Origin of the sequence: Stenotrophomonas sp. Ste86 (assembly GCF_024519465.1) — a bacterium.
Taxonomy (GTDB): Bacteria; Pseudomonadota; Gammaproteobacteria; order Xanthomonadales; family Xanthomonadaceae; genus Stenotrophomonas.
Genome location: NZ_JALJRW010000007.1, coordinates 1 through 14,454, shown reverse-complemented (window position 1 = coordinate 14,454; position 14,454 = coordinate 1). Strand labels below are relative to the sequence as shown.

General features: G+C 68.1%; 17 protein-coding genes. 8 read left to right on the top strand and 9 right to left on the bottom strand.

Features of this window, described 5'->3' with window-relative positions; translation table 11 throughout:
• Positions 1-436 precede the first annotated feature (436 nt).
• Genes NR101_RS08745 through NR101_RS08735 form a run of 3 tightly spaced genes read right to left on the bottom strand, consistent with a single transcriptional unit; the run spans position 437 to position 2,936 of the window.
• Positions 437-1,114, bottom strand: a complete 678-nt coding sequence (locus tag NR101_RS08745) for an HAD family phosphatase (protein ID WP_256775159.1) — start codon at positions 1,112-1,114, stop codon at positions 437-439.
• A complete protein-coding gene (locus tag NR101_RS08740; protein WP_256775158.1) occupies positions 1,111-1,815 on the bottom strand; it encodes a pseudouridine synthase in 705 nt (234 codons plus the stop codon). Before NR101_RS08740 ends, NR101_RS08745 begins: the two co-directional genes overlap by 4 nt.
• Positions 1,812-2,936 carry a class I SAM-dependent methyltransferase gene (locus NR101_RS08735; protein WP_256775157.1) on the bottom strand — a complete coding sequence of 375 codons (1,125 nt, stop codon included), beginning with the start codon at positions 2,934-2,936 and terminating at the stop codon, positions 1,812-1,814. Before NR101_RS08735 ends, NR101_RS08740 begins: the two co-directional genes overlap by 4 nt.
• Before the next feature lie 152 nt (positions 2,937-3,088).
• Between NR101_RS08735 and NR101_RS08730 the strand changes: the two genes are divergently transcribed.
• Entirely contained in the window at positions 3,089-3,352 is a 264-nt protein-coding gene (locus NR101_RS08730; RefSeq protein WP_256775156.1) for a hypothetical protein, read from the top strand.
• Positions 3,353-3,410: 58 nt separating this feature from the next.
• Here NR101_RS08730 and NR101_RS08725 read toward each other — a convergent pair whose 3' ends face one another.
• Both NR101_RS08725 and NR101_RS08720 read right to left on the bottom strand, forming a co-directional pair.
• The gene (locus NR101_RS08725) at positions 3,411-3,701 is read right to left on the bottom strand and encodes a DUF3247 family protein (protein ID WP_256775155.1); all 291 of its coding nucleotides are present in this window, start codon (positions 3,699-3,701) and stop codon (positions 3,411-3,413) included.
• Positions 3,702-3,745: 44 nt separating this feature from the next.
• Positions 3,746-5,728 carry a PAS domain-containing sensor histidine kinase gene (locus NR101_RS08720; protein WP_256775154.1) on the bottom strand — a complete coding sequence of 661 codons (1,983 nt, stop codon included), beginning with the start codon at positions 5,726-5,728 and terminating at the stop codon, positions 3,746-3,748.
• A gap of 258 nt (positions 5,729-5,986) precedes the next feature.
• On the opposite strand from NR101_RS08720, the gene NR101_RS08715 reads away from it, so the two are divergent.
• Entirely contained in the window at positions 5,987-6,553 is a 567-nt protein-coding gene (locus tag NR101_RS08715; RefSeq protein WP_256775153.1) for a DUF3016 domain-containing protein, read from the top strand.
• A 75-nt stretch (positions 6,554-6,628) separates the two neighbouring features.
• Here the strand turns inward: NR101_RS08715 and alr are convergent, their stop codons facing one another.
• Together alr and NR101_RS08705 are read right to left on the bottom strand one after the other, a co-directional pair.
• The gene (alr, locus tag NR101_RS08710) at positions 6,629-7,702 is read right to left on the bottom strand and encodes an alanine racemase (RefSeq protein WP_256775152.1); all 1,074 of its coding nucleotides are present in this window, start codon (positions 7,700-7,702) and stop codon (positions 6,629-6,631) included.
• Positions 7,681-8,991, bottom strand: coding sequence for a D-amino acid dehydrogenase (locus NR101_RS08705; RefSeq protein WP_256775151.1), 1,311 nt, complete (start codon positions 8,989-8,991; stop codon positions 7,681-7,683). Before NR101_RS08705 ends, alr begins: the two co-directional genes overlap by 22 nt.
• A gap of 149 nt (positions 8,992-9,140) precedes the next feature.
• Between NR101_RS08705 and NR101_RS08700 the strand changes: the two genes are divergently transcribed.
• Complete coding sequence (locus tag NR101_RS08700) at positions 9,141-9,620, top strand: Lrp/AsnC ligand binding domain-containing protein (RefSeq protein ID WP_256775150.1); 480 nt, start codon at positions 9,141-9,143, stop codon at positions 9,618-9,620.
• 72 nt (positions 9,621-9,692) lie between these two features.
• On the opposite strand, the gene NR101_RS08695 is transcribed toward NR101_RS08700, so the two are convergent.
• Both NR101_RS08695 and NR101_RS08690 read right to left on the bottom strand, forming a co-directional pair.
• Positions 9,693-9,866, bottom strand: a complete 174-nt coding sequence (locus NR101_RS08695) for a lana protein (RefSeq protein ID WP_256775149.1) — start codon at positions 9,864-9,866, stop codon at positions 9,693-9,695.
• Between the two features lie 229 nt (positions 9,867-10,095).
• Positions 10,096-10,518 (bottom strand): classical arabinogalactan protein 4, encoded by a 423-nt coding sequence (locus tag NR101_RS08690; RefSeq protein ID WP_256775148.1) that lies wholly within the window; start codon positions 10,516-10,518, stop codon positions 10,096-10,098.
• Between the two features lie 138 nt (positions 10,519-10,656).
• Here NR101_RS08690 and msrB point away from each other — a divergent pair, with 138 nt between their 5' ends.
• The 5 genes from msrB (at position 10,657) to NR101_RS08665 (ending at position 14,304) form a co-directional block, all read left to right on the top strand.
• Positions 10,657-11,124 carry a peptide-methionine (R)-S-oxide reductase MsrB gene (msrB, locus tag NR101_RS08685; RefSeq protein ID WP_256775147.1) on the top strand — a complete coding sequence of 156 codons (468 nt, stop codon included), beginning with the start codon at positions 10,657-10,659 and terminating at the stop codon, positions 11,122-11,124.
• Positions 11,125-11,283: 159 nt separating this feature from the next.
• Positions 11,284-12,138: a flagellar motor stator protein MotA gene (motA, locus tag NR101_RS08680; RefSeq protein WP_256775146.1), complete on the top strand. Its 855-nt coding sequence runs from the start codon at positions 11,284-11,286 to the stop codon at positions 12,136-12,138.
• Between the two features lie 9 nt (positions 12,139-12,147).
• Positions 12,148-13,092, top strand: a complete 945-nt coding sequence (gene motB / locus NR101_RS08675; protein ID WP_256775145.1) for a flagellar motor protein MotB — start codon at positions 12,148-12,150, stop codon at positions 13,090-13,092.
• 418 nt (positions 13,093-13,510) lie between these two features.
• A complete protein-coding gene (locus tag NR101_RS08670; protein ID WP_256775144.1) occupies positions 13,511-14,014 on the top strand; it encodes a hypothetical protein in 504 nt (167 codons plus the stop codon).
• 14 nt (positions 14,015-14,028) lie between these two features.
• A complete protein-coding gene (locus NR101_RS08665; RefSeq protein WP_256775143.1) occupies positions 14,029-14,304 on the top strand; it encodes a DUF4031 domain-containing protein in 276 nt (91 codons plus the stop codon).
• Positions 14,305-14,454 lie beyond the last annotated feature (150 nt).

Here is a 14,454-nt window from a genome sequence, read left to right as displayed (position 1 = left end):
GCGTGACCGGTAGTGCCGAGCCATGCTCGGCAACCGCGCGCAGCGCGGCCTACGCATCCGAAGCCAAGATCCGTCAAACCGCCACCCGGCGTTGCCGGCGTAGCTTCTGCCCGTCGCGCTCGGTCTGGCGGTCATGATCCCGGCAGGAACAGCAGCCGAGCATGGCTCGGCTCTACCGATGCGTGATCAGGCCACCCGACCTGATCGCGCGCCGGCAATCGCGCACCACGCGTGGACCGATCACACGCCGGTAATCCCGCACCACGCGTGACCGGTAGTGCCGAGCCATGCTCGGCAACCGCGCGCAGCGCGGCATACGCATCCGAAGCCACCATTCATCAAACCGCCATCGGCGTTGCCGGCGCAGCTTCTGCCCGTCGCGCTCGGTCCGGCGGTCATGATGCCGGCAGGAAAGGCAGCCGAGCGTGGCTCGGCTCTACCGTAGATGCGGCAGCAGCAGCGCGTGCGCGTCTACCAGCGAACCGACGATGCGGTGGCCCAGCGCGCGCAGTTCCTCGTCGGGATGGACCAGGTCGGGCACCTGGATCGCGGTCATGCCCGCGCCCACCGCCGCACGGATGCCCGCCGGCGAATCTTCCAGCGCCAGGCAGCGCGCCGGCACCTTGCCCAGTTTCTGCGCAGCTAGCAGGTAGATGTCCGGCGCCGGCTTGGGATGGGCGACGTCGCTGCTGGTCACCACCACGTCGAAGAAATCCAGCAACCCGGACGCCGCCAACTTGCGCGATGCCCGCGGCTGCCGCGTCGAGGTCGCCACCGCGCGCGGCACGTCGTGCTCGCGCAACAGCTGCAGCAGTTCCAGGATGCCCGGCCGCAACGGCAGCCCGGCGTGCGTGCGTTGTTCGTAAAGGTCGTGGCAGCGCGCGAACAGCGCCGCCACCTGGTCCGCATCGATGCGCTCCAGCAGCAGGCGTTCGCAGTCGCGATCGCCCAGCCCGACCATGCGCAGCCAGAAGCCGTCTTCGAACGGTAGCCCCCGTTCCTGCGCGGCCTGGGACCAGCACTCGACCGACACCCGCTCGCTGTCGATCATCAACCCATCCATGTCGAAGATGACCGCGTCAGGCAGGAACGGCAGCGCAGCGATCGGGCTCATGGCACGTCGAACAGGGTTTCCAGGTCGGCAGCATCCAAGGTGCGCCACTGGCCTTCTTCCAGCCCGTCCAGCGACAACCCACCAATACGGCTGCGGTGCAGCGCCTCGACATGGTTGCCGACCGCAGCGAACATCCGCCGCGCCTGGTGGTAGCGGCCTTCATGCAGCACCAGTTGCGCCTGGCGCGGGCCGTTTACATGCAGCTCGGCCGGCAGCAGCGGCTTGTCGTCCGATTCCAGCAGCAGGCCGCCACTGGCAAAGCGCGCGGTTTCATCGCCGCGCAGGTCTTCGGCCAAGGTCACTTCATAGGCCTTGTCCAGGCGCGATTTGGGCGACACGATCCGGTGCAGCAGCGCGCCGTCATCGGTCATCAGGAGCATGCCGCTGGTGTCCCGGTCCAGCCGACCCACCGAGGACAGCACCGGCGCGCGCTCGCGATACCGCGGCGGCAGCAGGTCGTAGATCAACCGACCCTTGTCCTTGGTCGAACAGGTGTAACCGCGCGGCTTGTGCAGCATCAGGGTCAGCCCCTGCGGGGGGTCCAGCGGCTCGCCCTCGACCCGGATCGCCTCGTGCGCGATCACGTCATCGGCATACAGCACCTCGCCGTCGGCATCGGTGACCAGGCCGGCGCGGAACATCCCCTGCACCTGCTTGCGGCTGCCATAGCCGAGGTTGGCCAGAAGCTTGACCAGCTTCATGCACGGTCCCAGTTGCGGCCGCGCGGGCTGTCCTTGACCCGGGTCGGCTCGCGGGTGCGGCCGGTGTCCTTGGCCTTGGTCGCCTGGATCAGCTTGAAGCCGTCACGTTCGGCGGCCACGCGGACCTGGCCGAAGCTGTCGTTGAGGATCTGCTCGTACGGCAGGTGGCGGTTGGCCACCAGCCACATCCGCCCACCCGGGCGCAGCGCCTGCGCGGCCACGGCGATGAAACGCTGACCGATGTCGGGGCGGTCGGCACGCGAGGGGGTGTGGAACGGCGGGTTGGTGACGATGAAGTCGTACTGGCCTTCGATGCCGGCGGTGACGTCCTGCCAGTGGTAGGCCAGCGCCGCGGGCTTGTTCAGCGCGGACAGGTTCTCGCGCGCCAGCGCCAGCGCGCGGCCTTCGGCCTCGAACAGGTCCAGCCCGGTCACGCCCGGGCAGCGCGCCAGCACTTCGGCCGACAGGTAGCCAAAGCCGGCGCCCAGGTCGGCGCCTCGGCCGGCCAGGTCGGCCGGCAGCTGCTCCACCAGCAGCGCCGAGGCCGGGTCGATGCGGTCCCAGGCGAAGATGCCCGGACGGCTCTGGAAGCGGCCGCCCAGGATCGCCCGCGGCGCGTCCAGGGTCGCCCAGCGCTGGGCCAGCGCGGCGTCGTGCTGGCCGTTCAGCGGCGCGGTCCAGTAGGCGCGGCAGTGGTTCTTGGTCAGCTTGCCGCCCAGGCCGGCCAGCTGCTGCAGGTCGCCTTCACCGGAGCGCGCGCCTTCATTGTTGTGCTGGCAGGCCACCACCACGCCACCCGGCGCGGTCAGGGCCAGCGCCCGGGCGAACAGGGCCCGGGCTTCCTCGCGCTGGCGCGGCGGCAACACCAGCACCACGGCGTAGCGGGTGGTGTCGCTGGCCAGCTGCTGCTCGTCGCGCACGGTCCAGCCGCTGGCTTCCAGCGCGTCGGCGAACGGTCGGAAGCTCTGCTCGCAGACCAGCTGGCCCGGCTGGGCATGCTCGCGCAGCGGCCAGCCATCGCGGGCGCGCAGGAACAGCACCGGGCCGGCGGGCCAGGACAGCACGCCACTGGCGAACGGCAGGAACAGGGTTTCCAGGGGAGCGTCGTGCTGGGCAGCCATCGGGAGGCACATCTTGAAAGGAGACGGCCATTCTACCGGTTCGCCCGGATCGGCCCCGTCCCGCGCCGATTTGCGTTTATTCAACGCCGCGTTGATCCCCTGCCAACATCCCAACCGTCAGGGTGGAGGCTCACTTGCGATGGAGATGGCTCATGCGTGCATTGTTTGTCGGTGGCGTAGTCGACAACAGCGAGATGGACATGGAGGGCGCGCAGCCGCCAGTGCATTACCCGCAGGACAGCGGCGGCGGCCACTCGCGCTACCGCCTGCACCAGGTGGGCAAGCAGGCCGACGGCAGCGTGGCCTATGCGGTATACGGCGCGCCGGACATGGCCGATGACGAGGTGGCGCGGGTGGCCGACGAACGCGCTTACGCCCGCCGGTTCGAGGCCGAGCCGGAGGTGTTCCAGCACTGAGCCGGCCCGTCTGATCCGGCGTATTCGAGCCGGATCCGTCCAGGCAGCTTGCCGCCCGTCATTCCACCGGCGGCAACTGCCGGATCGCCGCGATCCGGTCCAGCCACACCAGGTGCTGCTGCACCGGGGTATCCAGGTCGTCCAGACGCAGCTGGCCGTTGCTGCCCTCGTTCTCGTCGGCGTCGCGGTACTGCTGAAGCGTCGGCTGCACCGCGACCGTGCCCAGCACGCGGCTGCCATCGTCGAGGGTCACTTCGACCCGGGTTTGACCGTGCAGCTGCGGCAACAGTGCTTCAAGGGCGGCGATCCGCGCCGGATCGGTGTGGATGGTGGGGGCGTAACGGGACATGTGGACTCCTGTGGCGTACCCGGTCGATTGTGGGCATGCCGACGTCAACGGTCCGGCAAGGCACGTCGCTGGTTGCCGAGCACGCTGCGCACGGCCGAGACGAGTTGGGCCACCGAATACGGCTTGGCCACGTGCTCCTGGAAGCCCGAGGCCAACGCGCGCTTGCGGTCATCGGCGCGGGCCAGCGCCGTCACCGCCACGGCGGGCAACGCGTCCGCTTCCACGCCGATGTCTTCGCGCAGGGTCCGCACCAGGCCGTAACCGTCCATGCCGGGCATGCCGATATCGGTCAGCAGCACGTCGATGCCGGTGTGGCCGCCCTGGTCGAGCAGCGCCAGCGCTTCACCGGCCGAAGTCGCTGCGGTGACTTCCGCGCCCTGCTCCTCCAGCAGCCGGCGCAGGTACTCCAGCACTTCGGGTTGGTCTTCCACCGCCAGCAGGCGCAGGCCCTTGAGCGGATACGGCTCGATGATCTGTTCGCCGATCGGCCCGCTGAACACCTCGCGCAGCGGGCGACCATCGGCCTGCGGCTGGTAGTGCGGCAAGCGCACGGTGAACGTGGCGCCCTGGCCAGGGCCTTCGCTGGCGGCCGATACCGCGCCGCCGTGCAGTTCAACCAGCTGCTGGGCGATCGCCAGCCCCAGTCCCAGCCCACCATGACGCCGCGTGGTGGTGCCATCGGCTTGGCGGAAGCGGCTGAACAGGTGACGCAGGAATTCGGGGGCGATGCCGTCGCCGGAGTCGGCCACGCTGATCGACCAGTGGCCGCCATCGGCGCGCAGGGTCACCGTGACGGTGCCCTCGGCCGGGGTGAACTTGATCGCATTGGAGAGCAGGTTCCACAGCACCTGCTGCAGCCGGGTGGCATCGCCCAGGACCAGCGCCGGTTCCTCGGGCAGCACCAGGCTCATCTGCAGTGCCTTGCCCTCGGCGACCAGCTCCTGGGCACCCATCGCCTCGGTCAGCTGGGTGCGCAGGTCCAGCACTTCCACTTCCAGCTGGACCTTGCCCAGCAGCATGCTGCTGAGGTCGAGCATGTCCGAGATCAGGCGCTTCTGCGCCATCGCGCTGTTGGCAATGACGCCCAGGCCCTTGAACAGCGGGCTGGTGTTGTCCACCCGCTGCAGCAGCAGTTCGCTCCAGCCCAGGATGGTGGTCAGCGGGGTACGCAGTTCGTGCGACAGCGTGGCCAGGAACTCGTCCTTCAACCGCGCCATGTTCTCGGCGGCACTGCGTGCGGCGCGCTCGGACTGCAGCAGCTCCTCGCGTGCCATCTCGATTTCGCGGCGCTCGGTCACATCCGGGCTGCTGCCGGCCAGGCCGATGAACCGGCCCATCCGCGAGAAGCGCGGACGCGCGTTCATTTCCAGCCAGCGCCACTGCCCATCCGCGCGGCGGCCGCGTACCAGCGCGTGCATCGAGCGCTGCGCTTTCAGCGCTTCCTGCAGTTCGTAGTCGAACACCGACGCATCGTCGGGATGCACCAGGCCCTGCCAGACCGCTTCGGGTACGCGCTCGTCGCCACCGAAGAACTCGGTGAACGCGCTGTTGACGAACCGGGCGTGGCCCAGCTCGTCCAGCACCCACACCGGCATCGGCAACCCGTCGGCCAGGGCACTGAAACGCGCTTCGCTTTCGGCCAGTTCCACTTCGATCTGCTTGCGGCTGGTGATGTCGAAGAACACCACCGCCACCTGGTTGTCGCCCGGGGCGCCGACGCGCACCGCTTCGACCGAATACCAGCGTCCCAGCGCACGCGCTTCCTGCTCGAACTGCTGGGGTTGGCCGGTCGCGGCAACCTCACCATAGACCTCGAACCATTCGGTTTCGTGCCCCGGCACCACCTCGGTGACGCGCTGCCCAAGTACGCCGATCAGCCCTGTATTTCGCTCGAACGCCTCGTTGAACTCCAAAAACCGGTAATCGACGGCGATCTTGTCCTCAAACAACACCTCGATCACGCAGAAGCCGGCATTCATCTGCTCCAGCATGCTCCGGTATAGGCCGGAATCTGCCGCAGGCGTCATGAAAGGGGAACGTTCAAGGGTGGAAGTGGGCAGGCTGGACAAAGGCGTCAATGGGGCAACTGGCGAAACGGAGGTATACAGCATCTTCCAGACCGCGTATTCGTAGCGTCAAGCGCGGGGTCAAGCGGGTTCGGGTTCTGACGTAGGTGAATTCGCGGCAACCGGGGGCTGCGGCAGGGGGCGTGTCGATTGTCCCACCCGGCGAACAGGAACACACTCAAGCCCGGATCCGTCTGTGATCGTGATCGAGGAGTCGCCATGAACCGCAAACCTTTGGTAGCCGGACTGTTGACCTGCCTGCTGGTGATCGGCTGCGCCAGCGCGGCCCCGCGTTCGGTCACCGATCCCCAGGCACCGCGTGCCTTGAGCGGCGATGGCCCGGTCAAGGTCAGCTGGACCGACCCGGCCCAGTTCACCGAAATCCGCCAGAGCAGCAACCGCTTCGAGGCCGAGCGCGGCGACTGGGTGCAGCAGTTGGCGCAGTACGCGCAGAAGACCGCCGGCAAGCAGTTGCAGCCAGGGCAGACCCTGGAGGTGACCATCACCGACATCAAGCGCGCCGGCGACTACGAGCCCTGGCACGGACCGCGCGGCACCGATATCCGCATCCTGCGCGACGTCTACCCGCCGCGGATCACGCTCAGCTATACCCTGCGTGACGCCCAGGGCCAGGTGCTGGCCGAGGCCGAGCGCAAGCTGTCCGACACCGGCTACCTGCACAACATCGGCATGCAGCGCGATACCGATCCGCTGCGCTACGAGAAGCGGCTGCTGGACGACTGGGCCCAGCGCGACCTGCGCGCCCCGGCCACCGCCAGCAACTGACCCGGATTGCGTAACGCCAAGCCATGCGTGGCGCTGACGGTGCCCAGCCACGCAGGGCGTGGCTCTACCCGGTTCTCACCCTTGCAGGACGTGCGGCACCCGCTTGACCGCACACGGCAGCTGGTACGCACTGACCCCGCACAGCGGCGCCAGCACATCCAAACGCGGCGATTGGCCCCACAAGGTGACGGTGCTGCCCACCCCGGCCTGCGGCAGGTCGGTGATATCCACGGTGAGCATGTCCATCGATACCCGCCCGATCAGCGTGGCCGCGTGGCCGTCGATCACCACCGGCGTGCCATTGGGCGCGAACTGCGGGTAGCCATCGGCATAACCGAGCGCCACCACGCCCACCCGGGTCGGACGCTGCGCAACGAAGCGCGCGCCATAGCCGACCGGCTCGCCGATACCGATCTCGCGCACGGCGAAGATCTTCGACTGCATGGTCATCACCGGGCGCAGGCGCTCGGTCAACGTCGAGTGCGTGGGCAGCGGATTGGCCCCGTACAGCATCAGGCCCGGGCGCACCCAGTCGCTGCGCACGTCCGGCCAGCCCAGCAGCGCCGGTGAGTTGCACAGGCTTGTTTCGCCCGCCAGGCCTTCGATCGCCGCGGCGAAGGTGTCGGCCTGCTCGCGGGTACGCGGGCTGTCCAGTTCATCGGCACGCGCCATGTGGCTCATCAGCACCATCGGCCCGACCTGCGGCAGCGCGCTCAGGCGCGCGTGCGCGGTGCGGAAATCGGCCGGCGACAGGCCGAGACGATGCATGCCGCTGTCCAGCTTCAGCCAGATATGCAGCGTGGCATCGGTGTCGAACGCGGCCACCGCATCGACCTGCCACGGCGCACCGACGGCGAACCACAGGTTGTGCTGCACGATCAGCGGCAGCTCGTCGGCATCGAAGAACCCTTCCAGCAGCACGATCGGCGTGGTGATGCCGGCTTGGCGCAGTTCCAGCGCCTCTTCGATGCAGGCCACGCCGAACGCGTCGGCCTCGCCCTGCAGCGCGCGCGCGCACGCGATGGCACCGTGCCCGTAGGCATCGGCCTTGATCGCGGCGAGCGTCTTGCGGCCACCGCCGAGGTCACGGGCGAGGCGGAAATTGGCGCGCAACGCGTCCAGGTCGATCAACGCGCGGGCTGGGCGCATGCTTTGGGCTCACTATGAACAACGGATGCGGCGGTATGGCCGTAACGGAAGATATCCAGGCCTTCGGTGCTGATCTGCGGCTGGCGCGCGCTCATCAGGTCGGCCAGGTAACGGCCCGAACCGCAGGCCATGGTCCAGCCCAACGTGCCGTGGCCGGTGTTGAGGAACAGGTTGCGGTACGGGGTGGCGCCGATCACCGGCGTGCCATCGGGGGTGGCCGGGCGCAGCCCGGTCCAGAACTCGGCGCGCGACAGGTCGCCGCCGTGCGGGTACAGATCGCCCACCACCTTTTCCAGGGTGGCGCGGCGGCGCGGCGACAGCGACAGGTCGAACCCGCCCACTTCGGCCATGCCACCGACGCGGATGCGGTCGTCGAAGCGGGTCACGGCCACCTTGTAGCTTTCGTCCAGGATGGTCGAGGTCGGGGCCATCGACGCGTCGGTGATCGGCAGGGTCAGCGAGTAGCCCTTGAGCGGGTACACCGGCAGGCGCAGGCCCAGCGGGTCCACCAGCGAGGGCGAATAGCTGCCGAGCGCGACCACGTAGCGGTCGGCGGTTTCCAGCTTGCCGTCGATGCGCACCCCGGTGATGCGGTCACCATCGGTCTGCAGGCCGGCGATGTCCTGGTCGAAGCGGAACTCAACCCCGGCATCGACGCACATCTGCGCCAGGCGACGGGTGAACAGCTGGCAGTCGCCGGTCTGGTCGCGCGGCAACCACAGCGCGCCGACCAGTTTGTCGGCCACCCCGGCCAGCGCCGGCTCGTGGGCGATGATGCCCTCGCGGTCGAGCACCTTGTAGGGCACGCCGTACTGGGCCAGCACTTCGATGTCCTGCGCCGAGGCGTCCAGCTGCTGTTGGGTGCGGAACAGCTGGGTGGTGCCCAGGTCGCGGCCTTCGAATTCGATGCCGGTCTCGCGGCGCAGCTCGTTCAGGCAGTCGCGGCTGTATTCGGACATGCGCACCATGCGCGCCTTGTTGATCGCGTAGCGCTCGTGGGTGCAGTTGCGCAGCATCTGCGCCAGCCACGCGTACTGGCGCCAATCCAGGCCGGGCCGGATCGCCAGCGGGGCGTGTTCGGAGAACAACCACTTGACCGCCTTCAGCGGCACGCCGGGGGCGGCCCACGGCGAGGTGTACCCGAACGACAGCTGGCCGGCGTTGGCGAAACTGGTTTCCAGCGCCGGACCGGGCTGGCGGTCCACGACCGTGACTTCAAACCCGGCCTGCCGCAGGTACCAGGCACTGGTGGTGCCGATGACGCCGCTGCCAAGGACTAGAACGCGCATGCTGCTTCTCCAACCCGATCATTCCCTGCACTGGAGCGTGCCGGGACCATATTTACGGAAGTATATTCCGGCCAAACCCAGCTTTTCGCCTGTTTTTAGCAGCGATGGCAGGGTATTGTCCTGCCAACCCCCATGCCTGGATGACGCCAATGGCCGTGCGCCCCCGCGAGCTGGACAAGATCGACCGCAAGATCCTGCGCATCCTGCAGGCCGAGGGCCGGATCTCCTTCACCGAGCTGGGCGAACGGGTCGGCCTGTCGACCACGCCCTGCACCGAGCGGGTACGCCGCCTGGAGCGCGATGGCGCCATCACCGGCTACTACGCCAAGCTCGATCCGCACTACCTCAAGGCCAGCCTGCTGGTGTTCGTGGAGATCAGCCTGGCCTACAAGTCCGGCGACATTTTCGAGGAGTTCCGCCGCGCCGCGTTGAAGTTGCCCAACGTGCTGGAATGCCACCTGGTCTCGGGCGATTTCGACTACCTGCTCAAGGCCCGCATCAGCGAGATGGCGTCCTACCGCAAGCTGCTCGGCAGCACGCTGCTGACCTTGCCGCACGTGCGCGAATCCAAGAGCTACATCGTGATGGAAGAGGTCAAGGAAACGTTGATGTTGCCGATTCCGGATTGAGCTGGGCGGTCACCAAACGCGAAAGGCGGCGCGCTTGCGCGCACCGCCTCGGGTCGTGGAATGACGCGCGCGTCAGCGCTGCTGTTTGGAACCGGGGCTGCGCTGGTCCGGCTGCTTGCCGCCCTTCTGGTTCTGCTGGTCCCACTGCTGCTGGTTCTGCTGGCCGGCCTTCTGGTGCTGCTGCTGACTGCCCTGCTGTTCCTGCTGCGGCATCTTCCCGCCCTTCTGGTTCTGCTGGTTGGTCATGATTGCACTCTTCTGAAAAACCTTGGAATACGCCGCGTTCCGGCGCACGCACAGGGTTGCGGAAAAACGGTTAATCGCAGGCGAAAAAACAGTGAGCGCAATCGTTGATGCACATGACTGCGGGGCGCGGTTGTGGAGCGTTCATCGATGGCGCGCCGCGCGTGAGGTCATGCTGGCATCGAACGCTGCATCGCCACGTGCAGTCGACTGTGGGTCGTCCCCCCGGCCGTTACGGCTTGATCTGCTGGCCGTTGCCGCTGGGGATGGCGTCGTAATACCGGCCGGTGCGGGTATCGAGCACGCGGTTGGAGCCGACCTGCTTGGCACCGGGAATGATGCGGCCGTGGCGGTCGTACACCTTGGGCTGCAGGGTCGGGCCCTGGATCGGCTGGGCCGGGCCGTCGCCCTGGGCCTGGATCGGATGGGTCCGCAGCTGCTGCTGGACCTGGCTGTCGGACTTCACCGGCGCCATCTGCCCGGACAGGCTGTCGACCGGGGCCGGACGCACCGGCGTGGGCAGCGGCGTGGGGGTGGGCTGGGTGACCACCACGGGGCGGGTCTTGGTCGGGCTCGGCGGCGGCCCGATCTGCCCCATGGCCGCGGCCGGCAACAGCACCAGCAGCGCAGCGGCGAGGCAGGGGTGGCGGGACATGGCAGGCTCCAGCGAGGATCAGGACTCCACCTTGCACCCACGCGGGTATCAGCACCATGAACATCGCCGATCAAGGCCGCGCGGGTTGAAGCGCCCGCCGCCGGCCCAATCTTGAACCCACCCCCGCGAGGAACCGCCATGACCGCCTTCGATCTCTCTCCCCCCAGCGACGCCCAGCGCCAGGCCCTGGTGGCCGGTCTCAGCGCCGATGAGCGCCGGGTGCTGCTCCAGCACGGCACCGAGGCGCCTTACTGCGGCGTGTTCCTGGACAACAAGCAGGACGGCGTCTATGGCTGCCGCCTGTGCGGGCTGCCGCTGTTCCGTTCCAGCACCAAGTTCGACTCCGGGACCGGCTGGCCGAGCTTCTTCGCCCCGTTCGACCCGGCGCATGTGCGCGAGATCCGCGACATCAGCCACGGCATGATCCGTACCGAGATCGTCTGCGCGCGATGTGACAGCCATCTCGGCCATGTGTTCCCCGATGGTCCACCACCGACCCACGAGCGGCATTGCCTGAATTCGGTCTCGCTGTCGTTCACCCCCAATGGCGAACCCTACCCGGACCCATTGCAGCGCGGCGGCGCCGAGGCCCAGCCCGCGGGTTGACGTCGCGGGCGGCGGACTGAAGCGACCGGCCCGGACCGGTGGGTGCGGGCCGCAGGTCCGCACATCGGCGTCGCAAAAGTGTGACATCGAACAAACGCCCCCTTCAGAAAACCGGGGGACGGGCCGACATGGAGGTATCCCCTACTCCGCGCCGGCCCCATGCTCATCTTCGTTGGATTCCTCATCGTCATCATCAGCGTGCTCGGCGGCTACCTCGGCGCGCACGGCAAGCTGGCCGCCCTGTGGCAACCGTACGAACTGGTCATCATCGGCGGCGCGGCGCTGGGTGCGTTCCTGGTGGGGACCCCGGTCAAGACCGTCAAGCAGACCCTGCAGGCCACCATCGGCGTGTTCAAGGGCCCGGCCTACAAGCAGCAGGACTACATCGACGTCCTGAGCCTGCTCTACGAACTGCTCAACAAGGCCCGCCGCGAGGGCTTCATGGCGCTGGAAGACCATGTCGAACGCCCGGCCGAAAGCAGCATCTTCGCCAACTACCCCAAGGTGCAGGCCGACCACCACCTGGTCGACTTCATCACCGATTGCCTGCGCCTGATGATCGGCAGCAACATCGAGCCGCACGAGCTGGAGCCGCTGCTGGAGATGGAGCTGGAAAAGCACCACGCCGAAGCCATGCAGCCCTCGGCGGTGCTGAACAAGGTGTCCGACGGCCTGCCCGGTTTCGGCATCGTGGCCGCGGTGCTGGGCATCGTGATCACCATGGGCTCGATCGGCGGTGAGATCACCGAGGTCGGCGCGCACGTGGCCGGCGCGCTGGTCGGTACCTTCCTGGGCATCCTGCTGGCCTACGGCTTCGTCAGCCCGCTGGCCGCGGCCGTGGAGGCGCGCGCCGAACAGGACAGCCGCATCTACGAGTCGGTCAAGACCGCCCTGCTGGCCTGCCTGCGCGGCTACAACCCGAAGATCGCCCTCGAATTCGCCCGCAAGACCCTGCCCTCGAACGTGCGCCCGGGTTTCAGCGAATTCGAACAGCACCTCAAGACGGTCAAGTAAGGCACCGCCATGGCCGAGAACAAACCCACCGTCATCGTCCGCCGGGTCAGGAAGGCCGGCCACGCCGCCCATCATGGCGGCGCCTGGAAGGTTGCCTACGCCGACTTCGTCACCGCGATGATGGCCTTCTTCCTGGTGCTGTGGCTGATGGCGGCCACCACCAAGCCCGAGCGCGCGGCCATTTCCGAGTACTTCCGCAACCCCAGCCCGCTGGCGGGGCAAAGTCCGACTGCCGCGCCAGGCATGGCCGGCCCCGGCGGCGCCAGCACCTCGATGATCAAACTGGGCGGCGCCACCGACATTTCGAGGGGCAACAGCAACGACCCGTTCCAGAACCAGCAGGCGGCCAAGCCGGTGCCGCAGACCGAGCGCGAGCGCGAGAAGCAGCAGCTGGAGGCGCTCAAGCAGGAACTGGAAGAAGCGATCAGCAAGAGCCAGGCGCTGGAACCGTTCAAGGACCAGTTGCTGCTGGACCTCACCCCGGAAGGCCTGCGCATCCAGATCGTGGACAAGCAGAACCGGCCGATGTTCGACATGGGCAGCGCCGCGCTCAAGCCGTACACGCGCGACATCCTGCGCGAGCTGTCGCAGTTCATCAACCACGTGCCGAACCGGATCAGCATCACCGGCCACACCGACACCACCGCCTACAACGCCGTGCACGGCTACAGCAACTGGGAACTCAGCGCCGACCGCGCCAACGCGGCCCGTCGCGCCCTGCTCGACGGTGGCATGACCGAGGAGAAGGTGACCCGCGTGGTCGGGCTGTCCTCCTCGGTGTTGTTCGACAAGACCCATCCGGACAATCCGATCAACCGCCGCATCAGCATCGTGGTGATGACCAAGGCCGCCGAAGCCGCTGCGTTGGCCGGTGCCGGACAGGAACTGGCGCTGTCGCCGACCGCTGCCGACCCGGACATCCAGGCGGCGCAGGCACCGGCGGGGTCACCCTGACGGAAGGGAGCCGGGCGGGGGCAGCTGGTCAGCCGTTCGGATGGACGGCGGGCCGGTCGGACGCCCGAATGGTCGGGCCATGCACGCCTGGCGCTGTTGGCCCCGCACTACCGGACGAGAAGCACGTGCCTTGGTAGGTCGCGCCCCGGCCGACTGCACGCCGGTTGGCAACGTTCGATGTGGCATGACCCTCAACGCAGCGGCCGGTTCCGGGCGCCATATCGTTTCGAGGTCATGCGTTCCCGGGCGTGGGCGGTCCATCGGCAGTCGGCTGCGACCCGACCCTACCGGCGGGTCCTGCGTGGGCGGGCCGTCCGCGCCGCGCGTGCCTGTGTGGAGCCTGTCCGCAGGGGCGGGCCGACGGCAGCGGCCAACCCCATTACAATGGCGGTCTTTCCCTGTGTAGATAGACGCCACCATGTCCAAGCAGTCCAAGGCCAAGCGCGACAAGCGCAAGAAGCAGCAGCCCAAGCGCCCGATCAACCGCCTCAACGCCCAGCAGCCGGTGCAGAACCATGCCGTGCTAACCAACGAAGAGGGTCAGGTCGTCGCCGCGATCGGCCTGCAGGGCACCGAATGGCTGCTGGCCATCGGCGGCCAGACCATGGGCAACGCCGACAACCCGGTGCCGATGCTGGCCATGCTCAAGCACCTGTCCAACGTGCAGGAAAAGGAAGGCCGCAAGGTCAACCTGGAATACTCGAGCCAGCTGCAGCAGCTGATCGATGACCTGGCCGCCGACGAAGGCAAGACCGCCGACGAGTACCTGGCCCAGCTGGTCTCCGAGTTCGAAGGCGTGGAAGGCGAAGAAGGCGACGACGCCGAAGACACCGCCGAAGACGCGCAGATCGTGGACGAGGCCGGCACCGACGCCGCAGCCGAAACCGCCCCGGCCGCCAGCGACGACAAGCCGCAGGCCTGAGCCACGGCGATCCGGTGACGGTCTATATCGACGATGCGGTCCATCCCTGGCGCGGCGAGCGCTGGGCGCATCTGATGGCCGACACCCTGCCCGAGCTGCACGCCATGGCGGCGCAGCTCGGGATTCCCCGCCGGGCGTTCCAGAACCGACCCAGCGGCGCCCACTACGACGTGCCCGCCCCGCTGCGTGCCCACGCCATCGAACTGGGCGCGCAAGCCATCTCGCGGCACACCGACCGCGCGCTGGTCAAAGCAGTCATCGCCAACGCACGCAAGCAATACCAGCCGTAGTGCCGGCCGCTGGCCGGCAACCTCATGAACCTGCCAGCGCACGCTGCGTGCCGGCCGCTGGCCGGCAACCTCATGAACCTCTCAGCGCACGCCGCGTGCCGGCCGCTGGCCGGCAACCTCATGAACCTGCCAGCGCACGCTGCGTGCCGG